This window comes from Gimesia benthica (assembly GCF_009720525.1).
In the GTDB taxonomy this organism is placed as follows: domain Bacteria; phylum Planctomycetota; class Planctomycetia; order Planctomycetales; family Planctomycetaceae; genus Gimesia; species Gimesia benthica.
In genome coordinates this window covers 4,702,295-4,726,570 of record NZ_CP043930.1, presented here as the reverse complement: position 1 = coordinate 4,726,570, position 24,276 = coordinate 4,702,295, and the positions used below count along the sequence as shown (strand labels likewise).

The following is a 24,276-nucleotide window of genomic DNA, read 5'->3' as shown; positions in this document are numbered from 1 at the left end:
TTACTCCTCTAAGACACAAAAGGCCTCCAGCGGTATGGAGGCCTTTTTTTACGTCTGGACATTCAAGGACAATTTGTAAATTCCTGCGAGTTCTCGCGCGGTATACTCGAAATTGGTGCGCGATTCGATTTAGAATAGGCCCACAGGGAACATAAGTTCCGGCTCGTCGATTTTCGACCACTTGGGATTCCACTTACTTCAGACAGATAATCGGGGTGACAGGTCATTCATGGAAGTTTCTCAGATTGAAGATTACTATCAGCGCTCACTGACAGAGGTGGGAAAAGTTCTCATGGGTCAGGAAGATCTGGTAGAAGGGGTGCTGATCGCCCTGTTCTGCGAGGGAAATGTGCTGATCGAAGGGGTTCCCGGCCTGGGTAAGACCTTGCTGGTCAATACCCTCAGCCACGTTCTCTCCAGCAGGTTCCGACGAATTCAGTTCACCCCCGACCTGATGCCCTCCGACATCACCGGGCATACCGTGTATGACATGCACGAAAAGGTTTTCACGTTCAATGAAGGCCCCCTGTTTACCAACCTGCTGCTCGCGGATGAAGTCAACCGCGCCCCGGCGAAAACACAGTCGGCACTGCTGGAAGCGATGCAGGAGCGCCAGGTTTCGGTGGATGGTAAAACCTATCCACTGGAGCGTCCGTTCCTGACGATTGCCACCCAGAACCCGCTGGAGCAGGAAGGAACCTATCCGCTGCCCGAGGCGCAGCTGGACCGATTCATGTTCAAACTGCTGGTCGACTATCCAACACAGGACCAGGAAAACGCGATCCTCGACCTGTACGCGGCCGGTAAAGACAATCGCGATCTGGGAACCTTCGGTATCGAGCCGGTTCTGAATACGGAAACAATTCTGGAAATTCAGAGACGGGCCACTGAAATCATCGTGGAGCCCTCGATCATCAATTACATCACTTCGATTGTCTCCCGCACCCGGGGCTGGCACACCATTGAAGTCGGTGCCAGTCCACGTGCCAGCGTGAACCTGTTGATCGGTTCGCGGGTGATGGCTGCCTGCCAGGGCCGCGACTTCGTTGTTCCCGATGACGTGAAGGAACTGGCTCTGCCAGTGCTGCGTCATCGCATCCGCCTGCATCCGGAAGCCGAGATTGAAGGCGTGAACGTGGACGATGTAATCCGAGAAATCCTGGAAAGTGTTGAGGCGCCCCGCCAATGATGCCCCGTCTCTCCCTGCTGTTTCTGTTCGCTGCCGCGATGGTTCCCTTTGCGCTGGGAACGGTCTGGCCCGAAGCGGGACAGCTGGGAATTCTGGTCTGCCTGGGTGTGTTTCTGCTGTCGCTGGTCGATCTGGTGGTTACCCCTTCGCTGCTGGCGATTGAAGTCAATCGGGATGTGAATGAAGTCCTGAGCGTCGGTACCCCGAACAACGTCAAACTCTGGTTTACGAACCGTGGTTCGGTGCCGCTCAAGATTCACGTGCACGACGAACCGCCGATGCCGTGCCACTATACCGATCTGCCTTTCGACATCGAACTGTTTCCGAACAAGCACCAGTACAGTATTTATCATGTTGAACCGCATCACCGGGGCAAAAACCGGTTCCGTCGCGTCTTTCTGCAGATGAAAAGCCGGCTCGGCCTGTGGACGCTTTACGATGAGCGGGACATTCACCAGGTGGTCCGCATCTATCCGGATATTAAAGCAGTACATGGCGTGGAGCTGATGGCCCGCCGGAACCGACTGGCAGAAACCGGCATCAAGATGTCCCGCCTGCGGGGACGCGGGACTGAGTTCGATCGCCTGCGCGAGTATCGTCGCGGCGACGAATTTCGCAGCATTGACTGGAAAGCAACCTCCCGGCACCAGGAGCTGATCAGTCGCGAGTACGTGGTGGAGAAGAATCAGAATATCATCTTTCTGCTCGACTGCGGTCGTTCGATGTGTAATGCCGACGAAGGCGTGACTCACTTCGACCGGGCGTTGAACGCGGCGATCCTGCTCAGTTACGTGGCACTCCGGCAGGGAGACACAGTCTCGTTGATGGCCTGTTCGAACAAGGTCGAGCGGTGGGTTCCCCCGGTGCGCGGTGCCGGTTCGATTCAGAAACTGATCCGCCAGGTTTATGATCTGGATCCGGTCTACGAGGCCTCAGACTACCGACTGATGTCGGAACAGCTCCAGTTGCGTTACCGTAAACGCTCGCTGGTCGTTGTACTCACACACGCGCTGGACGAAGTGCATCTCTCGCATTTGAGCGATGCCCTGCGGATGATGCGCTGGCCCCATCTGGTGCTCTCCGCGTTCCTGCGGAACGTTCCCCTGCAGGAGCGGATGAACGCGATTCCGGAAACAGACCGCGAAGCCTTCCAGATCGCCGCAGCCGCAGACATTGTGGCTACCCAGACCACACAGATCGCCGCGCTACAGAAATCAGGCCTGCTGATTCTGGACACGCTGCCGGAGAATCTGTCGGTCAATCTCATCAGCCGCTACCTGGACATCAAAGCCCGTCAACTGCTGTGATAGCAGAGTAGAGATTCTCCCATTTGCTTCCTGCTGCGCACAGGGTTATAGTTGTATCCATGCGTGCAATCTTGAACCATCACTCCTGTTGAATCTGTCAGCACTTCGAAAGCTCAGTGGTATGCAAATCTTCTCACGGACTATATTGCTATTCAGCCTGTGTGTAATGGCCCTGATCGCCTCTTTGGTGGAGGCAGCGGATGACGCTACTATCAGCCGAGAACAGGCGATTGCCATTATCAAGCAGTTTCGTGGGGATATTAAATTCCAGAAAGATGATGCCCAACTCGACATCAAGTCCATCTTCTTTGCCAATTCAAAAATCGATGATACCGGCCTCGTCTATCTAAAAGATTTTAACCAGATGCAGGATCTGGCTTTTTATGGTGCCCAGCTGTCTGGAGCAGGTTTAAAACATCTGCAGAATTTCAATCAGCTGCAAAAACTACACCTGGTACGCTGCCCTCTGAAAGATGCTGAGTTGGTGCATCTCAAACAGTTCCCGGCATTAAAACACCTCTACATTCGTAATGCCGAGCTGAGTGATGAGGCCCTCAAACACATGCAGGAATTAAAGCAACTGCAGAGTTTGTGGCTGGTCTCGACCAAAGTAACAGATGCAGGACTGATCCATCTGAAAGATTTAAAAGAACTAAGCTCGCTGAACCTCTATGAGACCAAAGTCAGTGATGCCGGCCTGGCTCATTTGTCAGGTCTGAAGAAGCTGAAGTACCTGGATTTAAAGCTCACTCAAGTCAGTAGTACTGCTGTTGAGAGGCTTCAGGCGCAGATCCCGGATTGCAAAATTTCATTTGACCGACCGATCCTGCCTGCGCATCTCAAAGTGGCTGAGGAGGTGAAACAGTTAAAAGGATTTGTACGATATCGAGATGCGAACGCGCACCGGATATTGTCGACAATCAGTCTGAGTGGTCCTCAAATCAACGACGCCAGCCTTTCCTGCCTGAAAGGTCTGTCTGGGTTGAAATCACTGACGTTGAATCAGACCAATGTCAGTGACCAGGGTCTGTCAAACTTAAAAGATCTGACGGGGTTGACCTCGCTGACCCTCATGCAGTCTCCCATCACAAACGAAGGCCTGTCACATTTAACAGGGCTTTCCCGCTTAACAGAATTAAATCTGTCGAGAACAGCAGTTACCGACGCCGGGCTGAAACACATCCTGGGCCTCAAGCATTTGCAGAAATTATATTTAATCAATACCGGAGTCACCTCTGCTGGCATTAAGCAAATCAAGGCCGCATTGCCGAAATGTAAAGTTGAAACTGGCGGAAGCACTGACGTTTCCATGCAGGGGCAAGCAGAAATTGCCGCCCTCAAGGCATTGGGAGCGCACATTCAGAATCAAAGGGAGTATAAGAATGGAAAATACACTTCGGAGTATTTTACCTCGATCCGATTTTTTGGAAATCGGATCACTGACGAGCAGCTCCGACAATTAAAAATGATTCCCCGTTTGAAAGTCGTTACTTTTAATCAAACGAATATTACCGACAAGGGCGTGGAATATCTTTCCGTTTTATCAGAACTGGAACAGTTACAGTTATCAGGCACTGCGATTACTGACAAAGGTGTATCGCACCTGAGTGATTTAAAGAATCTCCAAAGTCTGGATCTCAATCGTACGGGCATCACCGACCTGGGACTGGTTTCGCTAAACAAACTGCCTCAACTCAAATCACTGAACCTGGGAGGAACTCGGATCACAGATAAAGGCCTGATACATTTAAAAACACTATCAAGCCTGGAGACACTGAAGCTTTACAGCACAGGAATTACCGGATCTACCCTGAATGAATTGAAGCCACTGTCAAAACTTAAGACATTGGATTTATCCCTCACTCCACTCAATGATGACGGATTAAAAACAGTTAGTGAATTACACCAGTTACAAAGCATCTCCCTCACAAAAACGAAAATCACAAGTACCGGGGTCTCCCATCTCGCACCGCTGACAAAATTGACATACCTGAATCTCGATTATACCCAACTCGACGATGCTGCCCTGCCACCTCTCGCCAATCTGACAAATCTCAGCTCATTGAATCTTACAAAGACACTGGTGACAGATGTCGGGATGATTCATATTTCAAAACTGAAAGCATTGAAGACACTGAATCTGAATCACACGAAGATCACAAGCGCGGGTCTCGATCCCCTGAAATCACTCACGCAGCTTTATAAGTTAGGGCTAAGAGAGACAGCCATTGATGATTCGGGACTCAAAACTCTCAGTTCCCTCTTTCACTTACGCAGTTTGGATCTTTACGGCACTCAGGTGACAGATGCAGGCGTGCTCCATTTCAAGAATAAAGTTATCAAACCGACAGATCTCAACTTACATGGCACGCGCATTACAAAAACCGGACTGGAAACACTTAAGCAGGAATTCCCGGACTGTCAGATACAGGTATCACCGCCCCTGGATTCTGACATTGAAGCGATACTCGCCAAACTGAAAGCAGCGGGTGCTTATCGTGTTCGCCGACTACGAGATGATGGGACAGAGCAGCTTACGATCCGGTTCTATCCTCGACTGGGAAACCAAACCGAATTGCCTCCCATCAATGAACGTCTGAAACTGTTAAAGGGGCTTAAGACGTTAGAAGAGCTGGAAATTTCCGATAACAATTTGACCGATCTGGGCCTCAAAGAACTTCAGCATGTTCCTGAACTGAGAACTCTACGAATTAATGCTGGTAAGCTGACTGCAGAGGGATTGAAACAGGTAGCCCAGCTCAAAAAACTGAATCTGCTGCAGATTCAGAATGCGGGCATCACTAATGAGCAACTGGTAGAGCTTAAGGACATGACTCAACTGGAAACACTGGTCCTGAGTGGCAATCAGATTACAGAACACGGCCTCAAACATCTTTCAGGCCTCACAAATCTCAAAGGACTCAATCTGAGCCAGAACCGGATTTACAGCGACGGCATGGTACATCTTGCTTCCCTCAAAAACCTCAGAGGTCTGATCCTGGAAGGGACTCGCGTGGCCGATCAGGGACTGCAAGATCTGATCACTCTACCGCGGCTACGGACATTAATTCTCAATGGAACAACCATTACAGACGGCGGAACACAGCTTTTGAGGAAGATGAACTCGCTGGGGATGTTATCACTGGAATCCACCTACATCTCCGACAGAGGGCTCAAAGATCTGGAAACGCTGCGGGGATTGTATCGACTTAAATTGAATGACACGCATGTCACGGAACAGGGAGTTAAGAACTTTCAGCGTCTCTTGCCAAAATGCCAGATTGAATACACAACACCTGTCGCATCGACTCTGCAAAACATTGTGCAGGAACTGAAAGAAGCGGGCGCTGATGTCAGCTTAATCAAACTGGGGAATCACCAGGCAATTGGTTCCGTGTATTTTCGGAATCCCGTCAAAGGTATCTTCACCGTTGATGACCGAACAGATAAAGCACAAGTGCTCGACAGTTGTCTGATACGGATCTCGGCACTCAAAGAGTTGAGAGAGTTGGGTATTCACTGGCCTGAGTTCGACGATGCGAAACTCAAACGTATCAAAAATCTAAAATACCTGTCTGAGCTCGATTTGACCGGGAGCCGTATTACTGATTCGGGGATCCAGGAATTAGAGGGGATGGTAAACCTGCAAATTCTGAAATTGAATCATACGCAAATCTCAGATAAAGGAATTACCGATCTGGTTAAGCTGACTCTGCCACGGTTGAATCAGCTCGAACTCAACCAGAGTAAAGTGACGGAGGCGTCGCTCGATTCTTTAAAAGCATTGCAGCATTTGAGAAACCTGTCTCTGACTCATCTGGTGGTTTCGAATTCGCAACTCACAGAATTCAGTCAGGCGCTACCTAACTGTCACATTAAACTCAAAACCGAAGAATAACCAACACGCCCGCGGTATTAACATTTCCTCGCACCTACACAAAAGCGTATACACCGGTACGGTTATACCGCTGGTATCAATTGTAAGACACAGTGTCCACGTCGAGTGTGGGAATTAGTGAAAAGATTTTTTCGGGTGATCTCACCGATTTCAGAGAGAAACTGGTGGTCAACATCGTGTGCATATCTATAAATGGTCGATATTTATAAAGAATTAACAAAACCGGCTCGCATATAAAATATGCGGGTCGTGGGACAGAAATCGTCCCCTCTTGTTTGAGCGATGACTTTTTTCTTTTACTTAGTTCAGGGCCAGCCGTATAATTAAGATTCATTAGAAGTAAGCTACGTTTGTATTTGGAGTCATTTATGGCAGTCTGTTTAGTCCCCGTGAACCAGGGTCGCCCCATTGTGTTAGATAAGGCGATCATTCTTGTTGGACGGCATCCGGACTGCGATATCGTCATTAACGACAGCCCAAAGATTTCCCGCAAACACTGCTGCCTGGCGATTGTCAATGATCGCCCGGTGATCCGAGATCTGGGCAGTATGAACGGGGTTTACGTCAACGGAACCCGCATTGATTCAGAAGTTCGGCTGAAGCTGCACGACGAAATCAAGATCGGTAACGTCGCTTACCACCTGGAAAACATCGGTGCGGACGACAAGAAGAAGCAGGAACCGAAGGAGAATACCCTCAGTTCCGACGACTCCCCGACCAAGGCTCCTTCTGTACAGCACTTCAAAAAGCCTGGGAAAGACATCGACATCTCTCAGCAGTTCCCCGTCGCGATTTCCGAAAGCGGCCAGAACGTGAAAGCGAACGAGAATCTGGACAGCCACGAGCTGGACGCTGATGATGAAGATGAAGAAGGCAATTACTCGGACAGCTTTGAGGGACACGGCTCGAACGTCGAGTTCATTTCTTCGTCGTAGGCGTTTCTACTCCGGTCTGCTCAGCAGGAGGAATCTGCCTCCCCCGATTTTTCATCTGAAATAACAGCGGGTGCCAGAACCGAAAATGGGCGATCGTCATGATCACCAGCAGCGTGATACAACTGATGATCCCACCAATCAGAAACCAGCCTGACTGGTACGCCCAGATCACTTCATGCTGCCCCGCGGGAAGCTTCACGCCCCGGTACATGCCATCCACCAGTTCCGCTTCTGCAGGCTGACCATCCACGTAGACCGACCAGCCGGGATACAAGAGATCGGTCAGGATCAGCGTATCTTCTTCCGGCGTCTCTGCCTCAATGACAATTTCATTTGCCCGGTAGGACTTAATCTCTGCCTGCTGATCAGCCACGGGATGTGACCAGGCAACACGACCACGGGAACCTTCGAGTTCATAGAAGTAGACCGGTTCATCGAAGCGGCCCCAGGCGGGATTGATCACGGCATCGAAGTCACTCCACACCGGTTTGACCGGCCAGCGACTCAGGTCCAGCGGATGCTGACTCAGGATGTGTGTCACCCCTGCTTTTCTCAGCCATTCAATCTGTTCCGGCGTGGCTGGTTCTTTAAAAGGCAGCGGGTCCGGCATGGCCACCGCGGGGTCGAAATACTGCTCGGGGCCGATGCCCAGATAGACGGGCGTGGATGCCACGCCGATCAAGGTCGGCAGGTTTGCGCCCGGGGCAAACAACCGCACCGGCTGACCGTACTTGCTGGTAATCTCCCGCAGTGCACTCTTATCGACATTGTTAATCGGTGGATTCGGGATGATCGTGGCATAGGTCACGTAGCGGCTGACGACCCAGAAATCCGCCGTGGTAAACAGGCAGACTAACGTCACCACACCAATCTGAATCGCGGGTTTCCAGTTCGAGATGAGACGCTCCAGACAAACGCCCGCGATCACTGCAACCGCGAATGTCGTGACGATGCCATACCGTCCGGGTCCGGTAAAGAAACTGAAGCCGGGGATGTGTCTGGTGATCGGCATTAACCAGCCGGGCGTATAGAGGAGCGCCAGAAAACCGATGATTGCCAGTAAGATCAGCCGTCGGTCACGTGTCCAGGCTCCGGAAAATGTTCCGTAAATCAACAGCAGCAGTGCGGCAATCCCGAAGTAGAGATGTGCTTCTACCTGATTCGTGGCTTCCGAACCGGGAGCCAGCCCTGCATCAAGATTGACTTCATAGGGATACCAGGCCCAGGGAGCGACGATTTGCGACAGGTACCAGACGGGAATATGACCATAGCCGGGCTTATGCGAACGTTCGCCTACCTCGGCCCGCTGACTGTGCTGTTTGAGTTCCCAGGTCGGCGCCAGTTGAACTGCCGACAGTGCGTAGGTTGAAACAAAGGCCAGCAGCAGCAGGATGACCGTGCGTCTGCGGTAGGGTTTGAGTGCGTCTGTGGTTTCATCACGACTGAACCAGATGCGGGCGGGAATATAAACCAGCAGCATCAGCTGAGTGATGAAGGCCAGGTTAAAGTGGCCGGGCAGGATCTGCATACTGAGTGCGAAGCAGAGCAGAATCGGGTACCGCCAGTAGCGGGTCTGGAAGAATGATTCCACACACCAGAGCGTCAACGGGAGCCAGGCCCCGCCGATGATGGCCCATTCCAGGCAGATCCTTGAGGGAAACCAGCCGTAGGTGTAGACCAGCCCCGCGAAGAGTGCTGCTGCGATCGAATAACCAATCCGCCTGACATACAGAGCCGTGAAGACAAAGGCGAGGATGTAATGCAGAAGCTGTACGAAGTTATAAGCGGTATTCACGGGCAGAAAGCGGTAGGCGAAATAGTTGAACGGATAAAAGGCGCCGGTCTGGCTTTCCGCAACGAGGGGAAAACCATGACCGATGTAAGAATTCCAGAGCGGGAATTCGCCGGCCTGCAGGCGTTCTGCGAAGAAGGTTTTCTGCGGGAAGAAATAAGTATAGAGGTCGCCACCAATCAGGCCCCCACCCGACCAGAGACCGCTCCAGAAGACCCACGTCAGTGCGACGGCCATAATCAGAATGATGCCGGCAAACAGGGGTGTGCCGAGCGGTTTTGTTTCCGCAGAGGGGGCGGGTTCGGCTTTCTTCTGGGGGGAACGACTCAAGCGACTGGACCTTGTGTTGACTGAATACTGTCTGAAATAAAAAAGCAGGCGGCTGAATACCTGCGTGTATTCTAAGCCGCCTGCTCTGATGTCTCAACAGACTGCGTCCGGAAGTTAGTTACCGAACATGCGGTTCAGGCGTGCCTGATGATAGGCCAGCTTTTCTGCGGAACTCATGGCTGCGAAATTCGGAGCTTCCGGAGTCTTCCCTGCTGCGGGTGTAGCCGCTGGTTTCTCTGCGGATGGGGTCGCTGGCTTGCCACCTGCTTTCTTCTCCGGAAAGCTGAAGGTTTTGCCGTCTTCACCGCCATAGCTCATCACGGCGGTCTGGTAAGTCAGATCGGTTTCGAGATCGCGGTGCGGTTTAATGCCCAGTTCCTGCAGAACGCCGTGATAGGCTTTGACGGCATCTGCGGGTTGGATTTTGTCTTCGACCAGGTAACGCAGAAACTGAATGAAGGCGAGCTGATGTTCGGCCTGGTTGATCTTGCGACCAAAGAGGGCGACACGGGCTCCGTATTTCCGGGCATCGTAGATCAGCTGGAAGGCATCAAGCGTGGTCCCTGCTGAACCGCCGAGAATACCGACAACGAGGTGCGGATCATAGGCAACCAGTTCTTCCATGGCCCGCGGACCGTGGTAGACCATCTTCAGAAAGACGGGGCGTCCCGGCGAAGCGACGCCAGCCAGAGTCCGGGCGATCAGGTCGTTGATGAAACCGGGGGCCAGATCTGCGGCGACCGCGTTACTGATGTTCGGATCGAAAATCTCCAGGAAGTGGCGGAACTTCTTGCGTTCGGCTTCTTCGCGAAATTCCTTGTAGCGTTCAAGGGTCGCGAGGTCTTCTTCGAGATTGTTATTAAAGGTTACTGAGTAAAGACCCAAGTCAGCACCGTAGGCGCGTTCTTCAGGCTTACAATCGAGATGTCCACACTGGATGTGATCCAGGCTGGCCGACCGGAATGGCTTGGCCGGCGGCAGATGCAGTTTACCTCCGCGGGGAACGTGCACGTCGGTCGTGTCATTCGCCCGGGCGGCGGGTGTGATCGGTGAGTTGTCGAACAGACGCTCGTCGATCGTCAGTTTTTCGCTGGTGCTGGCAGACATCAGGACGATGTCGACCACTTCCTGCTTGATGACTTCGCGAATCTGCTGACGGTATTCTGCCAGCGTTTTGTATTTGAGTTCCTGGTCGTGCCGTTCCGGAGAGAGTCCAGGGGCACCGATGCCGAAGGCCATGTCGGCGTCTTTGGCATCAGCAATGATAAACTCTTTCGAGCCGCTGGGGTCAGCGTGAATTGACTGAAGCTTCCTGTCGAGAGATTTTTCCATCACACAATCATTTCAAAAACAAAACGCAAAAGCAGAACGCATATAACACTTCAGGTGGTCACCCGGCTGAGAATCAGCCGAGGACTTTGTCGACGGTTTCCCGCAGAACCCGGCCGGACTGAGTCAGAGCCAGCTGTTCTTTGGGCCAGAGTTCGATTTCCAGGTGCTGCATGACGCCGGTGCGTCCCATGACGGTCGGAACCGAAATACAGACATCCCGCAGACCGAAGGCACCATCCTGCAGAGATGAAACCGGCAGAATGCGACGCTGATCGAGGGCAATACAGTGCACGACATCGGCGATACTCACGCCGACAGCGAAACCAGCTCCGCCCTTTTTCTTGATGACTTCAGCTCCGCTGCCACGAGTTTTCTTTTCGACTTCGGCAATCAGACTAGCATTCACACCTGGGAACTTATCCAGAGGGAGTCCGCCGACCTGAGCAGCTGACCAGACGGGAACCATGCTGTCACCGTGCTCGCCGAGAATCAGGGTGGAAACCTGTGTCGGAGGGACATCCAGACGGGCTGCCAGCATGCTGCGAAGCCGGGTGGTATCGAGAACGGTCCCCAGACCGATGACCTGTTGAGGCGGCAATCCGAGTTCTTTCATGGCCAGGTAGGTCAGCACGTCGACCGGGTTGGAAACGACGAAGACAATCGCCCCGGGTTTGGTACCGACGCGTTTGACGTCAGCCAGAATGTTTTTGAAGAGTTCAACGTTGCGGTTGATCAGATCCAGGCGGCTTTCATCGGGCTTACGACGCAGACCGGCGGTGATGACGATCACATCGCTGTCTTTCACCAGTTCGGTGCCCCCCGCATAAATCTTCTGATCTGCGGTCAGAGAGCTGCCGTGCAGCAGGTCCAGGGCCTGGCCTTCGACCAGTTCCTGATTGACGTCTACCAGAGCGATTTCCCGGACAATGCCTCCGGCCTGTAATGCAAAGGCAGCACAGGAACCGACGAGTCCCCCACCACCGATAATACTGACATTCATGATCAAATCTTTTCTATTTATGACGAAGTGAGCTGTGAGTAATTCTGCAAACGTTTGCCCAGGTGATTTACCCGAGACGACTGCCCGGGATTACTGTCCCAGGGCTGACATGACCTGATCGGTGATCGCTTTGATCAGCTGATCTGAGTTGCCGCCGGCAGGTGCTGCTGCGGGCTGGGTCGATGGTTTCTGCAGGTATCCCGGGTAACTGGGAGCTGGCTCAAACGCTTTCTGCTGCGGTAGACCTTCGGTATAACCTTCCCGGAAGGCGCTGTTGCCACAGAGATCACAGTCTTCAACGTGGAAACGGGGATCATCGAAACCGAGCTTCTGCTTCAGGTCGAGCAGTTCGCGGGTTTCGTTTTCCGTAAAGTAGTTGATGCGTCCGAGCTGCTTGGAGAGCAGCAGAATTTTACAGTACGCATCCAGGATTTCGGTTTTCCAGTAAGCGTCTTCCAGAGACTTACCGAAGCTGACGGTACCATGGCCGGTCAGGATGATCGTGTTGGTGCCTCCTTTGAGGAAAGGCAGTACGGTGTCGGCAAATTTCTGTCCGCCCGGTGTTTCGTAAGGAGCCATAGGTACTTCGCCCATGAAGACTTCGACTTCGGGCAGCACACACTGTGGGATCGGCTCGCGGGCAACAGCGAAGGCAGTCGCGTGAGGCGGGTGACAGTGCACGACGGCTTTGACGTCGGGACGTTCTTTCATGATCGAAAGGTGCAACAGGATTTCGCTGGTACGCTTGCGGGTACCGGCGATCTGGTTGCCATCCAGGTCAACCGCACAGATGTCTTCGGGATTCATGAAACCTTTGCAGATCATCGTGGGTGAGCAGAGTACTTCGTTTTCGCCGACGCGAATCGAGATGTTACCGTCGTTGGCAGCCGCGAAGCCTTTGTTGTAGACGCGACGTCCGATTTCGCAGATCTCTTCTTTCAGTTTCCGGTCGTGAATTCCACTGTTCCATTGACTCGACATGGTTTTGACTCCCAACGTAAATTTAAAAAGTATGTGTTTTCAGTTTGTGTGACTGGTCATTAGTAAACTTCAACCTGATCCAGGATGGCCGACACATAGGCGTCGATCGGTTTGGTATCAGGATTAAAGGGAGCTGCTGCTTCCGCTCCTTCACTGACAGCAATCAGGCTGCCAGGTGAAGCACCCAACTCATCGTAGATCACAAACGGTTCCGTTTTCTTTTTCTTGTTTGTGTTCAGTTCGTCGCTCTTCAAGGGAATCCCGATAATCCACCGCGCGCCGTCCAGACTCGGATGCTTGCGTGACAGTGTCACTTTGCCGATGACTTCTGCGATTTTCATAATCTGGTTCCCTGTGTTGTTCCCTGAATTCGACTTTGCAGCCCGCTTAGACTTCCGGATGCGGAGTGCCGGCGGAGACAAAGGCCTTCATCAGGTTTCTCAATTCAATAAACGATTTCTGGTCCGGGTTGATACAAACGAGGTTTGGACTCATTTGCGACACAACCGTTCGCAGGTGATTCACATCCTGGATGGCGGCGGCACAGATTTTCTGATTCCGATTCGCCAGGCAGGCTGCTTTCTCTGCTGCCGAGACAAACAGGACCACGCCTGTAGCATCGGCACGACATAAACTGCTGACCGCCCCCTGGACCGCTTCGTCCAGAGAACCTGCCAGTTCCTGTGACCAGCTTGCGCCGGTCTGCTGTTCGATATTCGTCAGAGCCTGTTCCACCACGCCAGCCCGATTAAGAACAATCGCCCGCCAGGTCCCCCCTGCTTCGCTTTTGTGCAAGCAGCGGCTGTTGCACGCTGGATCTCGACTTTGTATTCCCGCAGATAATCTTTAGCCGAAGGGGTCAGAATGGCCCCTGCGGTGACGCCGATGACGGTCTGTCCTTTGGCTTTCTCTGCGAGCAGGTCGGCCGTGATGACTTTCTCTGACAGGATGACTGAGGAACTGTTCCTGACCGGGGTCATACCGCTGCCTGCTGCCTGTGTGACCTGTCCCTGACGGGAGAGGGTCGACAAGACATCGGCAACGACCTGATTGACCAGTTCTTCAGAAATCTGCATTGGTTTATTTCTTTTTCCCCGGAGACACCTGATCTTCATCGAGCACACCCATGGTGGCCCAGCGGATGGGAGTATTGTCGACCCCCACCATGTCCCGGACGGCAGCCCCGTCTGATGTCAACAGCACCAGATCGTGTTTGCCGCACCCGAGTTGATCGATGACCAGTTCAGGAAATCCATCAGCGTTGCCATCAATATCCAGTGTCTGGACGAGCAGCAGTCGCCAGCCTGCCAGACTGGGATGCTTTGCAGTGGCGGTTGCCCGTCCGATGACTCTGCCTGTCAACATATGATTTCAATCCTGAAGCGGTGATCCGCGAAACGTGACTTAGATAACTCGTAAATGTCCGACGGTGGTGGAACGACGGAAGCGGGTGAAGGTCAGCGGGTTGGTGACCCCTTCCCCGGTGGGTGTCGCGATACTGAAGGAACCATAGCCTTCACCACCGTTGCCCAAGGCTGCTCCACAGGGACCATTCTGCACAAACAGAGTGGTGTCCATGACGCGACCCATTTTGGTAATGGTTTCAATGTTGCGTGAGTGAATCATGCTGGTGTGCCGGAATCCGTGTTCGAATTCTTTGGCCAGCTCGATTCCGTGATCGGCGTTGCGACAGCGAACGAAAGGCACGAAGGGCATCATCTGCTCTTCAGGCACGAAGGGGTTGTTCGTATCGGTTTCGCCGTAAAGTAACTGAGTTCCTGCTGGCACGTTAACACCGATCATTCCGGCGAGCACAGCGGCGTCTTTGCCGATCATGTCGCGGTTGAGTACAGCGTGTCCGCCCGGTTCTTTGGGAGGAGCGAAGGCCAGCGATGTGAGTTGTGCGACCTGCTGAGCGTTCAGCTGGAATCCGCCATGACGTCCCATGGCTGACATCAGCTGGTCAAAGATACTTTCGACGGCGAAGACTTCTTTTTCGCCGATGCAGAGCAGGTTGTTATCGTAGGCCGCCCCGATAATGATCGATTTGGCAGCGTTGTCGAGATCGGCGGTTTCATCGACGACTACGGGAGGATTCCCCGGTCCGGCGACGATAGCCCGCTTCTTAGCGGCCAGAGCAGCACGGGCTACACCCGGTCCCCCGGTCACAACGAGCAGCGGAATACTGCGGTGATTGAAGATTTCGTCTGCGGTTTCCAGGGTCGGGTTGCCGACGATGGTCACCAGGTTCTGCAGGCCAGTCGCCTGGTAGATGGCCTGGTTGAAGCGACGCACTCCTTCGCAGGCGATTTTCGCTCCGCTGGGGTGCGGGTTGACGACCAGCGTGTTGCCGGCGGCGACCATGTTGATGAAGTTACAGGCCAGAGTCGGCAGGGAGTGTGTTACCGGAGTGATGGCACCGATGACGCCGAAGGGGGCGTATTCGGTGAGGCTGATCCCGTTGTCCCCGGAGACAGCTTCAGTCTTGAGGAATTCCATGCCGGGAATGCTTTTGATCAGATGCAGTTTTTCGATTTTGTGATCGAGGCGACCGATTTTGGTCTCTTCGAGTTCCATGCGGCCCAGTTCTTCCGCCTGGGTATCACAGATCTGCCGCACGATTTCGAGTGCCTTGGCCCGGTCTTCCAGAGTGGCCTTGAGCAACTGCTGCTGACCTGCGGTGGCAGCGGCTACCGCCTGGTCGACGCTGTTGAACACGCCCCAGTCGCCATCGCCGCCCGCGGGTGCGGAACCATAGCCACCCCGGTTATTGAGCTGCGATAACACTTCCTGAACGACACTGCGAATGGCTTCTTCTGTCGCCTGCATAATCTATCTCTCCCCGAGTCGCCGGCTGTGAAAGCGAGTGTTTCCTGTAGCGGACTCAGTCTGTTTTATTTCAGTTTTGGTTTTCCAGGTTATAGTTTTCCATCTGGTTGCGAATCCATGCTTCCAGTTTTGATTTGGTCGGTACTGAAGCAATCATGACCAGCAGCAATATGCCGACAGCCACAAGCGAAAGTACCTGGCTCTCTGTCATGTAGGCCACCAGATTGAGCATCGCCGCTCCTTCCAGTAAGGCCAGTCCCACAATCAGCCGAGTCATGAAAATCTGATCGTAGGATGCCAGAACCTCGTCTTCGTCCTGAATATTCTCTGTTTTAATTCTCTCCATGGCCTGGTTGAACATGTTGCGTCCTACCAGATCCGGCACAAAGGTGCGTAATACCAGCATGACCGCTGTAGCACCCAGTCCCACATATGTCAGGAGCGGCAGATCGTCGCCGGGTGCTTCGTCCTTTCCCAGGATTCCGACCACGACCACTCCGAAGGTTACCACACCCATGATCAGGGCAAACCAGATGATGAACATCGTCCGGTGTCTCTGCTCTGGCGTTGCCTGTGGTAACTGTCTGGTCATGATTTGATTCCGGTTCAGAACGAACTTCAGTCCTTCGAGTTAAAAATCTCCCGGTTGCCAATGTGAACCTGATCGACGATGCCGATGATGGCTGCATCGATGGGCAGTTTTTTGGTTTCCGGTGTGAAGCGGGCTGACGACCCCTGCACACACAGCACGACCTCACCCTGCCCTGCCCCTACGGTATCGACGACGATAAACGACCGTCCTGTGGGAGTCAGATCACTCTGGTCTTTTTCATTGACGCGCAACGGTTCGACAATCAACAGTTTCTGACCGACCATCGCATCGACTTTCTGAGACGAAACGACGCTTCCGGTGATACGTCCTACAAACATCGAACCAACTCCTGTTTAATCCCGTGAAAGGATACTTCTATTCTCGGGGCGTTACGCACGCCCTTCGATGGTTTCTACTGTCTGCCGTGCTACGACAATCTCCTCATTGGTAGGCACGACCCAGATCTGCACGTTGCTGTCGTCCGCCTGGATCTGTGATTCCTCGGACGCATTCTGATTGCGTTCCGGATCCAGTCGAATTCCCGCCCATTCCAGGTTGCTGCAGACCTTTTCTCGCAGGCTGACACTGTTCTCACCGATTCCACCCGTGAAAACAATCGCATCCACGCCGCCCAGAACCGTCATGTAACCTCCCAGGTAATGCCGGATGGCTGAGTGGAACACGCCCAGGGCCAGTTGGGCCCGCTCGTGTCCGTTGGCGGCCGCTTCTTCCAGATCGCGACAGTCGCCACTCAATCCGCTCATTCCCAAAAGACCACCCTTACTCGACAGGTCTTCCAGAAGTTCCTCCAGAGATTTTCCGGTGGCCTTCTGCAGAACCGGCAGAGCAAACGGATCAAAATCACCCACACGGTTATTGTGGGGCAATCCTGTCTGAGGGCTCATACCCAGACTGTTGGCTTTAGAGACACCTCCGTGCATGGCACAGAGAGAGCTGCTGCCTCCCAGGTGGCAGGAAATCACCTTCAGATCGTCTTTACCGGTGAGTTCGGCCATACGTGAGCCGATATACCGGTGACTGGCACCATGGAACCCCCAGCGTTTGACTTCGTACTCTTCGTCCCATTGGAACGGGATGGCGTAGGTACGATTTTCCGGCGCGATGGTTTCATGGAAGGCGGTTTCGAGTGCGGCAACCAGCGGGATTTCAGGGAACGCCTGACGCAGTTGTCGCATAGCCCGGGCATACGGAGGATTGTGAGCCGGCGCGATGTCGGACAGGGCCTCCATTTTGGTCAGCAGGGTTTCTTCTACCAGGCGTACGCCACTCATGTTTCCGGCAAAGACCGCTTTGAAACCAATGCCGGCAACTTCGTCGGCTGACTCGAGACAACCCCATTCGGAGTTGGTCAACTGAGACAGACACAGGTTGACGGCGGCTGCATGGTCGGGCACGTTCTGTTCGTGCTCTTCCCGATGCTCACCAATTTCAACGAAGCAGTGCGACTGTTCGCCGCCGATCCGATCGATGCCCCCGCGTGCGAGCTGCACTTCTGCGGGCATATCAAACAGGCGATATTTGAAACTGGTAGAACCTAAATTGGCAACTAGTACTTTCATTGCAGGAATCCATTCTGTGACTTGAGGACTGGTGTTTCGACTTCCCTTTTCCCTCTGTTCAACAGCGAACTTCGGGAAGAACCAACAGTACGTCTCTTACATAAAGTGTGACATCAGGCTTTCGGAGGGGCGTGCGATTACGTGTGCACCAACCAGTTCTCCGATTTGAGAAGCGGCAGCAGCACCAGCGTCAACAGCAGCACGAACCGATCCGATATCACCCTGGATCACGGTGGTAATGTAGGCACCACCAATCTGAATCTGGTCAACCAGAGTCACGTTGGCAGCTTTCAGCATGGCGTCGGAAGCTTCGATTTGAGCGACCAGACCTTTTGTTTCAATCAGACCAATTGCTTCAGAACTCATTATGTTTTTCTCTTTCAATGTAATGGGTTGAGCTGAATCCTGTGTTGCTTCATACCAGTTGAACGTCAACTGGTTATGTTCATCCTCAAAGCGTTCAGATTCAGGGACTTCAGCTGTCAAAGTTCAGAACCCGTTATTATTTCTTAGCAGCGGCAGTCTTGCTGGGCAGTACGCTAGCCAGTTCTTCGTGCGGACGAGGAATGACCTGTACGCTGACAACTTCGCCAACTTTGCTGGCAGCAGCGGCACCGGCGTCGACAGCAGCTTTGACAGCAGCGACATCACCGACAACAAAACCGGTTACCAGACCGCTACCTACTTTTTCCCAGCCAATCATCTGTACGTTGGCTGCTTTGAGCATTGCATCGGCGGCTTCAATCAGGCTGATCAGCCCTTTTGTTTCCACCATTCCCAGGGCTTCCATTGCTTTCGCCATGAGTCAGTTCTCCTTGTTAGAGACAGTAAAAAAACAGTTCGTGATTTCTACGGACCCGGCACCCGGATCCGCAACAGGAATTAAGCGATGCATCCGCGTGACGCACCGGTGGCTGATCTGTTGAGGATCAGCTGTGTTTGCATTTACAGGATTCCGGGACGAAGAGTTTGACCGAAGTCGCATGATCGAGGTCGACGGCGTTGCCTTCGTCGGTATCGATGTGGACTTCCAGTTTGACGTCCGGGTTTTCGCGTACGACCACATCTTCGAGGACCGTGGTGCAGCCGGGGGAATCGACCCGCAGGTGCAGGCTGTCGCCGTTGGCACAACCGTAGTAAGCACAGTCAGCTGGTGACATGTGGACGTGACGGGCAGCCCGGATCACGCCGAAATCGAGTTCGACGACTCCCTGGGGTCCCATCAGCACACAACCGGGTGTGCCTTTGATGTCGCCACTGATGCGGACTGGCAGATCCAGTCCGAGAGAGATCGAATCGGTGTAGGCCAGTTCGACCTGAGTATCGCCACGGCAAGGTCCCAGAACGCGAACGTTGGGAATCATCCGGCGGCGGGGGCCGACAATCGCCACGGTCTGAGTGGCGGCGAAGTAGCCATCCTGGTAGAGGTCTTTCTGGACTTCGAGTTCAGCACCTTTACCGAACAGGACTTCCAGGTGTTCCTGAGAGAGATGCACGTGTCGTGCTGAGATATTCACAACCAGGGGGTTCGGGGCCGTCTGCAGTCCCGGAGCTGATGTGCCCGGGAGTTGTTGAGATAAAGCCTGACGAACCAGTTGTTCTACCTGCGAGCGAGAGATGGAATTTTTCAGTTGTGTCATAATATCTGATCTCAATTTATTGTATGGTCTCGATGATCGATTCAGAATTGTCAGGTTTCGACAATCGTGAGTTTGATGCCGGCATCGCGGAGTACCTGCTGCCACTCTTCCGTGATCCCGTCGTCCACGACGATGTGATCGACGTCCGCCAGCGGGCAGAGGTAGGCCAGAGCCGAATGCCCGAATTTGGTACTGTCAGTCACCACGATCACTTCTTCTGCAGCGGCAAACATCTGCTGCTCCGTTTCCACCAGTAACATGTTGCTGTTGTACAGCCCATCTTCAGTGATTCCGCCAACGCTGATAATGAGGCGACGCACATGAACGCTTTTCAGCGATTCCACAGCAGTCTTCCCCAACGCGACGCCGGTTTTGGGAAACAGGAAGCCTCCGATCAACATCAGATCGACCTTGGGCTGGTTGACCAGCAGATTGGCGATCGGCAGTGAATTGGTGACGACCTGTAGTTCTTTGCCCGCCAGTTGACGAGCGACTTCGAGAGTGGTTGTGCCTCCATCCATCAGCACAGCCTCTCCGGGAGCAATCAGATCTGCCACAGCCTGTGCTACCAGCCTTTTTTGCCTGGACGACATAAAAGACCGATCTTCAAAAGTGGCTAATGACTCTCCCACGTAAGCAGCGCCACCACGAGTGCGACGAATCTGACCGATTCCGTCAAGATACTCCAAATCCCTCCGAATCGTAGATTCCGAGGCACCGACAGAATCCATCAAATCCACAAGGGAGACAAACCCCTTGTTTTCGACAATCTTTAGGATGCTTTCCCGTCTTTCGTCAAGTAACATTGACATACAAACTCCTCCTGAGACGATCTATTTCCCTAAAGAATATGCCTCTCGTAGCGCTTTCTTTCAATCTTTATCTTCAAAATACACTCAATATATTTCACTTTCAATCAAAAACTGTCAGTTGTTTTGATATTTCCCAGAGACTTCATCTTTCCTAAAGCAAATATTCATCTGAGAGCGGAATTCGCTAAAGTCCCGCCTGCTTACCTGGTTTGACGGAAGTCTATGTCCCAAACTTACATCAGAACCGGGACTTGGGTCGCTTTTTGGAGACATTTCAGGGCCTGAATTCTCTGTTTCTTCACCCTGGATACCGGTCACTGCCAGTGGGACGGGTTCTGTCAGTTCTAGCGGTTCCCCGGTTTCAACGATTCTGATCTGCACATTTGCTGTCTGTTTCAGTAATTGGTGATCACTCAGCCCCCTGCTCACGTCGATCACCTCCCATGGAAGGCTGCGCGAGGATCGCGTGGAAACAGGATTCAGGGAGGACCGGAGTGAAAGTCAAATCTTCGATAGCCGTTTCACTGCTCACGTGCACGCTCTACGGTTGCGCTGCAGGTCCCGCCTCCTATCTGGCCCGGAAGTCTGAAACTCCCGCGGCTGAAAAACAGGAGGCGTCGTACACACTTTCCCTGGACGAAGAAGAGACCTCCCCCGCACCAGAAACGCAGCAGGCTGCTGAGACAAAACTGGTGGCTCATGAAGAACCGGTGGAGCTGCCGCTCTCTGAGATCGCTGCCCCCCTGCCCCCCAAACCCGCTCACACGACAGCGTTCCCCGCGAATTCCTGTTCTCTCGCGGAACTCGAAGCACTGGCCCAGGCACACAACCCGACCCTGATTCAAGCCCAGGCTCAGGTGGATGCTGCTCGGGGTGCCGCCTATCAGGCCGGCCTGAAGCCAAATCCGGTGATGGGTTATAAAGCGGACCAGATCGGCATCGAAGGCACCCCCGGCGAGTTGCAGGGTGGGTTTGTCTCACAGGAGATCGTGACCGGTGGCAAGCTGAAGCTGAGTCGCGCCAAGTGGACGCAGCAGATGTGTATCGCTGAAACGAACCTGCAGGCACAATGCACGCGGGTACTCAACGATGTGCAGATCCATTACTACCGGACCCTCGCAGCGCAGCAGTTACTGGCGGTACAGAAGCAGTTGCTGGCGAATGCGGAAGATAACCTGCAGACCCACAAAGAGATGTTCAACCTGGGACAGACCAATCAGGCGGGACTACTCCGGGCCGAGGTGGATCTGCAAAAGGCGCGTCTCAACCTGCAGACTGCAGAGAACGATCTGGAGCAGGAATGGCGTAAGCTGGTAGCGATGGTGGGTGTCCCCGAACTCGCATGCACGACCCTGGTTGGTTCGCTGGAACCGCAGAGCGAACTGCTGGACTGGAATATGGTGCTCAATCAACTGCTGGAAAGCAGCCCGGAGATTGTGGCTGCCTGGGAACGGGTGCAGCATGATGAGATCACCGTAGAACGGGAAAAGGTCCAGCCGATTCCGAATGTCCTGTTGAATGTAGACTTTGGTCACAACTATGAAACGGACAACTCGGTGGCGGGCGTGTCGGTCGGGCTGCCGATCCCGATCTTTGACCGGAACCAGGGGACGGTGGACCAGGCGTTGGCCGACCTGAATCAGTCGCGGGCCAATGTGAAGCGGTTAGAACTCTCGCTGATGAGCCGACTTTCGCACACTTATCGCGATTACCGGACCTCCCGTCAGCATGTGGAAGCTTACCGGGATGGTATGTTGCCTAAGGCTAAAGAGGCCTACGAAGTCACCCATGACAGTTATTACAAACGACGGGCTCCCTGGATGGACGTGCTGATGGCGCAGAAGATGTATTTGAATCTGCAGCAGGATTACATCCGCAGCCAGTTACAGAACCAGGAAACGGAAGTAGCGATTCGCGGAATGCTGTTGACGGGTGGACTGAACATACCGCCGGCCCCCATGGGTGGCGGACACATCGACGCGGTGCCTAAGCCCCGCTAAAGCGAACGGAACCATCAGTTAAAGTGAATCAAAACCAGGCGAGCCGGCCTGATGAAAGAGGAATGATGACAACTCCCCACGATCGCAGAAATTTTCTGGCACAGGGTGCGGCAGCGACCGCAGGTCTGTTCGCGACCCGTTCGGTACTGGGCCAGCAGAACGACTCATTCGCGACGACTGAACAGCAGAATGCGGATCAGAGTAATGATGGTTACCCCCGCCTGCATCCGGGGCTGGGTGGTCCGATTGGCAGCGCGACTGACCGGGGCAAACTGGTGCCGGGCCTGGGGAAGACCGGCGAGCCTCCCGTAGGAATTATCGCACCGGACCTGAAGACCACCAGCGGTAAAGTCATCGATGGGGTTCGCGAGTTTCATCTGCACGCGATGCCCGTCCGTCGCGAAGTCCTGCCGGGGATCTGGATGGATGCCTACGGTTACAACGGGGAGTTTCCTGGACCCGCTCTGGAAATGTACCAGGGAGAGCGGGTGCGGATTGTGTTCAAAAACGATCTCCCCGAAGCCACGACGCTGCACTCACACGGGCTGGAACTGCCGATCTACATGGACGGGATCCCTGCTGTCACACAGCCCCTCGTCAAACCCGGGCAGACGTTCGTGTATGAGTACGACGTGCACCAGGAAGGGAGTTATTTTCTGCATCCGCACGTTGCAATGCAGGAGGCGATCGGAATGGTAGTGCCCTTCATCATTCACCCCAAGGTGGCATACGAACCGGTTGTGGATCGGGATTTCGTATTGATGACACAGCAGTTCTCCATGATGCCGAACGCCAGCATTCCCAACACGACTTCGATGGATTGGAACTTCCTGACCATCAATGGCCGCTGCGGTCCTTATACGACGCCACTGGTCTGCAAACTGGGCGAGCGGATACGAATCCGTTTCCTGAATTTCAGTACGCTGCACCAGCATCCGATGCACCTGCACGGGCACACGTTCTGGGTGACGGGAACGGAGGGGGGCCGCATTCCGGAGTCGGCATGGATTCCCGGAAACACCGTGATTGTTGGCGTGGCCCAGTCACGGGATGTCGAGTTCATTGCCAATAACCCGGGGGATTGGGTGCTGCACTGCCACATGTTCCATCACATGATGAACCATATGGTGACCCAGGTCGGACCGATTGTGCGCGAGAAGTGGAAAGACGCGGAAGAAATTGTTCCCGGCTTTCCGCAGATGATGTCGAGTGCAAAACTGACGAAGGAAGACATTCACAAACTGACCAGTAGACGCGAGACACAAGGCATGCGAGAGGGTTGGTATCATGGCGTGCACGGTCTGTTTACCGTCATGCGGGTGCTGCCCCCGGATCTGTACGACAAGGTCATGCACACCCATGAGCCCATTCCGCCCTTCTCGAGCACACCCAAAGGTCCCCCGCCGGGGAGTCAGTCGCTTTAATCTGCGATGACGGTACGACGCTCGACGACTTTGATTTTTCCGGCAGCGTAGAGACGCAGCACTTCGGGATAGAGTTCGCATTCGGCTTCAAAGACCCGGGCGGCGACATCATCGGGCGAGTCGGTCCCTTTCACGGGGACTGCGGATTGGGCGATGATGGGACCGTGGTCGTATTCGTTGTCGGCAAAGTGCACCGTACAACCGCTGACCTTTACGCCGCGTGAAACGACGGCTTCATGCACTTTGTGGCCGTAATAGCCATGCCCGCAGAAAGAGGGAATCAGCGCGGGATGGATATTCATTACGCGGTACAGAAAATCCTCGGGGATGTGAATCAGCGAAAGAAAACCGGCGAGCGTCACCAGATCGACTTCGCAGGCGCGACACCGTTCAAAGATCGCGTGACTGAAGGCTTCGATGTTCTCAAAATCACGACGGGCGATGACTTCGCAGTTGAGGCCCGCGGCTTCTGCTTTAGCAATCCCGCCACAACCGGGGCGACTGGCAATCACCAGGGGAACCTCAATATCGAGCTGGCCGGCGGCTTTCTGTGCGAGGAAGTTGGTCAGTGTGGTGCCGCCACCGGAAATCAGGACGGCCAGTTTCAGGGGACGGTTCAGAACAGGTGAAGTCAT

Annotated in this window: 23 protein-coding genes; 6 read left to right on the top strand and 17 right to left on the bottom strand. The window is 53.7% G+C overall.

Going from position 1 to position 24,276, the window contains the following annotated elements:
* The first annotated feature begins 229 nt into the window (after nt 1-229).
* The 4 genes from F1728_RS18365 (at nt 230) to F1728_RS18350 (ending at nt 7,329) form a co-directional block, all read left to right on the top strand.
* A complete protein-coding gene (locus tag F1728_RS18365) occupies nt 230-1,189 on the top strand; it encodes an AAA family ATPase (RefSeq protein WP_145191562.1) in 960 nt (319 codons plus the stop codon).
* A complete protein-coding gene (locus F1728_RS18360; protein WP_155365308.1) occupies nt 1,186-2,496 on the top strand; it encodes a DUF58 domain-containing protein in 1,311 nt (436 codons plus the stop codon). Before F1728_RS18365 ends, F1728_RS18360 begins: the two co-directional genes overlap by 4 nt.
* A gap of 121 nt (nt 2,497-2,617) precedes the next feature.
* Complete coding sequence (locus tag F1728_RS18355) at nt 2,618-6,394, top strand: leucine-rich repeat domain-containing protein (RefSeq protein WP_155365307.1); 3,777 nt, start codon at nt 2,618-2,620, stop codon at nt 6,392-6,394.
* A 368-nt stretch (nt 6,395-6,762) separates the two neighbouring features.
* On the top strand, nt 6,763-7,329 hold the full coding sequence (locus tag F1728_RS18350) for an FHA domain-containing protein (protein WP_145442831.1): 567 nt from the start codon (nt 6,763-6,765) through the stop codon (nt 7,327-7,329).
* Here the strand turns inward: F1728_RS18350 and F1728_RS18345 are convergent.
* The 16 genes from F1728_RS18345 to F1728_RS18270 form a co-directional block, all read right to left on the bottom strand.
* A complete protein-coding gene (locus F1728_RS18345; RefSeq protein WP_155365306.1) occupies nt 7,313-9,451 on the bottom strand; it encodes a YfhO family protein in 2,139 nt (712 codons plus the stop codon). The genes F1728_RS18350 and F1728_RS18345 overlap by 17 nt on opposite strands.
* 114 nt (nt 9,452-9,565) lie before the next feature.
* A complete protein-coding gene (locus F1728_RS18340) occupies nt 9,566-10,783 on the bottom strand; it encodes a beta/alpha barrel domain-containing protein (RefSeq protein ID WP_155365305.1) in 1,218 nt (405 codons plus the stop codon).
* A gap of 73 nt (nt 10,784-10,856) precedes the next feature.
* Nucleotides 10,857-11,783: a malate dehydrogenase gene (locus tag F1728_RS18335; RefSeq protein ID WP_155365304.1), complete on the bottom strand. Its 927-nt coding sequence runs from the start codon at nt 11,781-11,783 to the stop codon at nt 10,857-10,859.
* Nucleotides 11,784-11,873: 90 nt separating this feature from the next.
* Nucleotides 11,874-12,764: a class II aldolase/adducin family protein gene (locus F1728_RS18330; protein ID WP_145191580.1), complete on the bottom strand. Its 891-nt coding sequence runs from the start codon at nt 12,762-12,764 to the stop codon at nt 11,874-11,876.
* Between the two features lie 59 nt (nt 12,765-12,823).
* The gene (locus F1728_RS18325; protein ID WP_145044291.1) at nt 12,824-13,105 is read right to left on the bottom strand and encodes a EutN/CcmL family microcompartment protein; all 282 of its coding nucleotides are present in this window, start codon (nt 13,103-13,105) and stop codon (nt 12,824-12,826) included.
* 46 nt (nt 13,106-13,151) lie between these two features.
* Nucleotides 13,152-13,499, bottom strand: coding sequence for a hypothetical protein (locus tag F1728_RS18320; protein ID WP_155365303.1), 348 nt, complete (start codon nt 13,497-13,499; stop codon nt 13,152-13,154).
* Nucleotides 13,484-13,840 (bottom strand): hypothetical protein, encoded by a 357-nt coding sequence (locus F1728_RS18315; RefSeq protein ID WP_155365302.1) that lies wholly within the window; start codon nt 13,838-13,840, stop codon nt 13,484-13,486. The genes F1728_RS18320 and F1728_RS18315 overlap by 16 nt, the downstream gene beginning before the upstream one ends.
* A gap of 4 nt (nt 13,841-13,844) precedes the next feature.
* Nucleotides 13,845-14,129, bottom strand: coding sequence for a EutN/CcmL family microcompartment protein (locus tag F1728_RS18310; RefSeq protein WP_155365301.1), 285 nt, complete (start codon nt 14,127-14,129; stop codon nt 13,845-13,847).
* 39 nt (nt 14,130-14,168) lie between these two features.
* Nucleotides 14,169-15,593: an aldehyde dehydrogenase EutE gene (locus tag F1728_RS18305; RefSeq protein WP_155365300.1), complete on the bottom strand. Its 1,425-nt coding sequence runs from the start codon at nt 15,591-15,593 to the stop codon at nt 14,169-14,171.
* 70 nt (nt 15,594-15,663) lie between these two features.
* Nucleotides 15,664-16,185: a hypothetical protein gene (locus tag F1728_RS18300; protein WP_155365299.1), complete on the bottom strand. Its 522-nt coding sequence runs from the start codon at nt 16,183-16,185 to the stop codon at nt 15,664-15,666.
* A 26-nt stretch (nt 16,186-16,211) separates the two neighbouring features.
* The gene (locus tag F1728_RS18295; protein WP_145044296.1) at nt 16,212-16,523 is read right to left on the bottom strand and encodes a EutN/CcmL family microcompartment protein; all 312 of its coding nucleotides are present in this window, start codon (nt 16,521-16,523) and stop codon (nt 16,212-16,214) included.
* A gap of 51 nt (nt 16,524-16,574) precedes the next feature.
* Entirely contained in the window at nt 16,575-17,765 is a 1,191-nt protein-coding gene (locus tag F1728_RS18290) for an acetate/propionate family kinase (RefSeq protein ID WP_155365298.1), read from the bottom strand.
* Nucleotides 17,766-17,861: 96 nt separating this feature from the next.
* The gene (locus F1728_RS18285) at nt 17,862-18,131 is read right to left on the bottom strand and encodes a BMC domain-containing protein (protein ID WP_044238516.1); all 270 of its coding nucleotides are present in this window, start codon (nt 18,129-18,131) and stop codon (nt 17,862-17,864) included.
* A 136-nt stretch (nt 18,132-18,267) separates the two neighbouring features.
* The gene (locus F1728_RS18280) at nt 18,268-18,567 is read right to left on the bottom strand and encodes a BMC domain-containing protein (RefSeq protein ID WP_145191600.1); all 300 of its coding nucleotides are present in this window, start codon (nt 18,565-18,567) and stop codon (nt 18,268-18,270) included.
* A gap of 127 nt (nt 18,568-18,694) precedes the next feature.
* Nucleotides 18,695-19,405, bottom strand: a complete 711-nt coding sequence (gene pduL, locus F1728_RS18275) for a phosphate propanoyltransferase (RefSeq protein ID WP_145191603.1) — start codon at nt 19,403-19,405, stop codon at nt 18,695-18,697.
* 50 nt (nt 19,406-19,455) lie between these two features.
* A complete protein-coding gene (locus F1728_RS18270) occupies nt 19,456-20,217 on the bottom strand; it encodes a DeoR/GlpR family DNA-binding transcription regulator (RefSeq protein ID WP_228030229.1) in 762 nt (253 codons plus the stop codon).
* Between the two features lie 494 nt (nt 20,218-20,711).
* Here F1728_RS18270 and F1728_RS18265 point away from each other — a divergent pair, with 494 nt between their 5' ends.
* Both F1728_RS18265 and F1728_RS18260 read left to right on the top strand, forming a co-directional pair.
* Nucleotides 20,712-22,217 (top strand): TolC family protein, encoded by a 1,506-nt coding sequence (locus F1728_RS18265; protein WP_194242425.1) that lies wholly within the window; start codon nt 20,712-20,714, stop codon nt 22,215-22,217.
* Nucleotides 22,218-22,279: 62 nt separating this feature from the next.
* Nucleotides 22,280-23,641 carry a multicopper oxidase family protein gene (locus F1728_RS18260; protein WP_228030228.1) on the top strand — a complete coding sequence of 454 codons (1,362 nt, stop codon included), beginning with the start codon at nt 22,280-22,282 and terminating at the stop codon, nt 23,639-23,641.
* On the opposite strand, the gene purN is transcribed toward F1728_RS18260, so the two are convergent.
* Nucleotides 23,638-24,276 carry a phosphoribosylglycinamide formyltransferase gene (gene purN, locus F1728_RS18255; RefSeq protein WP_155365296.1) on the bottom strand — a complete coding sequence of 213 codons (639 nt, stop codon included), beginning with the start codon at nt 24,274-24,276 and terminating at the stop codon, nt 23,638-23,640. The genes F1728_RS18260 and purN overlap by 4 nt on opposite strands.

What these genes read in the sequence shown, in the direction of transcription:
- F1728_RS18365 (WP_145191562.1), top strand. Translation starts at nt 230, where the DNA reads ATGGAAGTTTCTCAGATTGAAGATTACTATCAGCGCTCACTGACAGAG.
- F1728_RS18360 (WP_155365308.1), top strand. Translation starts at nt 1,186, where the DNA reads ATGATGCCCCGTCTCTCCCTGCTGTTTCTGTTCGCTGCCGCGATGGTT.
- F1728_RS18355 (WP_155365307.1), top strand. Translation starts at nt 2,618, where the DNA reads ATGCAAATCTTCTCACGGACTATATTGCTATTCAGCCTGTGTGTAATG.
- F1728_RS18350 (WP_145442831.1), top strand. Translation starts at nt 6,763, where the DNA reads ATGGCAGTCTGTTTAGTCCCCGTGAACCAGGGTCGCCCCATTGTGTTA.
- F1728_RS18340 (WP_155365305.1), bottom strand. Translation starts at nt 10,783, where the DNA reads ATGGAAAAATCTCTCGACAGGAAGCTTCAGTCAATTCACGCTGACCCC.
- F1728_RS18335 (WP_155365304.1), bottom strand. Translation starts at nt 11,783, where the DNA reads ATGAATGTCAGTATTATCGGTGGTGGGGGACTCGTCGGTTCCTGTGCT.
- F1728_RS18330 (WP_145191580.1), bottom strand. Translation starts at nt 12,764, where the DNA reads ATGTCGAGTCAATGGAACAGTGGAATTCACGACCGGAAACTGAAAGAA.
- F1728_RS18325 (WP_145044291.1), bottom strand. Translation starts at nt 13,105, where the DNA reads ATGAAAATCGCAGAAGTCATCGGCAAAGTGACACTGTCACGCAAGCAT.
- F1728_RS18315 (WP_155365302.1), bottom strand. Translation starts at nt 13,840, where the DNA reads ATGCAGATTTCTGAAGAACTGGTCAATCAGGTCGTTGCCGATGTCTTG.
- F1728_RS18310 (WP_155365301.1), bottom strand. Translation starts at nt 14,129, where the DNA reads ATGTTGACAGGCAGAGTCATCGGACGGGCAACCGCCACTGCAAAGCAT.
- F1728_RS18305 (WP_155365300.1), bottom strand. Translation starts at nt 15,593, where the DNA reads ATGCAGGCGACAGAAGAAGCCATTCGCAGTGTCGTTCAGGAAGTGTTA.
- F1728_RS18300 (WP_155365299.1), bottom strand. Translation starts at nt 16,185, where the DNA reads ATGACCAGACAGTTACCACAGGCAACGCCAGAGCAGAGACACCGGACG.
- F1728_RS18295 (WP_145044296.1), bottom strand. Translation starts at nt 16,523, where the DNA reads ATGTTTGTAGGACGTATCACCGGAAGCGTCGTTTCGTCTCAGAAAGTC.
- F1728_RS18290 (WP_155365298.1), bottom strand. Translation starts at nt 17,765, where the DNA reads ATGAAAGTACTAGTTGCCAATTTAGGTTCTACCAGTTTCAAATATCGC.
- F1728_RS18285 (WP_044238516.1), bottom strand. Translation starts at nt 18,131, where the DNA reads ATGAGTTCTGAAGCAATTGGTCTGATTGAAACAAAAGGTCTGGTCGCT.
- F1728_RS18280 (WP_145191600.1), bottom strand. Translation starts at nt 18,567, where the DNA reads ATGGCGAAAGCAATGGAAGCCCTGGGAATGGTGGAAACAAAAGGGCTG.
- pduL (WP_145191603.1), bottom strand. Translation starts at nt 19,405, where the DNA reads ATGACACAACTGAAAAATTCCATCTCTCGCTCGCAGGTAGAACAACTG.
- F1728_RS18270 (WP_228030229.1), bottom strand. Translation starts at nt 20,217, where the DNA reads ATGTCAATGTTACTTGACGAAAGACGGGAAAGCATCCTAAAGATTGTC.
- F1728_RS18260 (WP_228030228.1), top strand. Translation starts at nt 22,280, where the DNA reads ATGATGACAACTCCCCACGATCGCAGAAATTTTCTGGCACAGGGTGCG.
- purN (WP_155365296.1), bottom strand. Translation starts at nt 24,276, where the DNA reads ATGACTTCACCTGTTCTGAACCGTCCCCTGAAACTGGCCGTCCTGATT.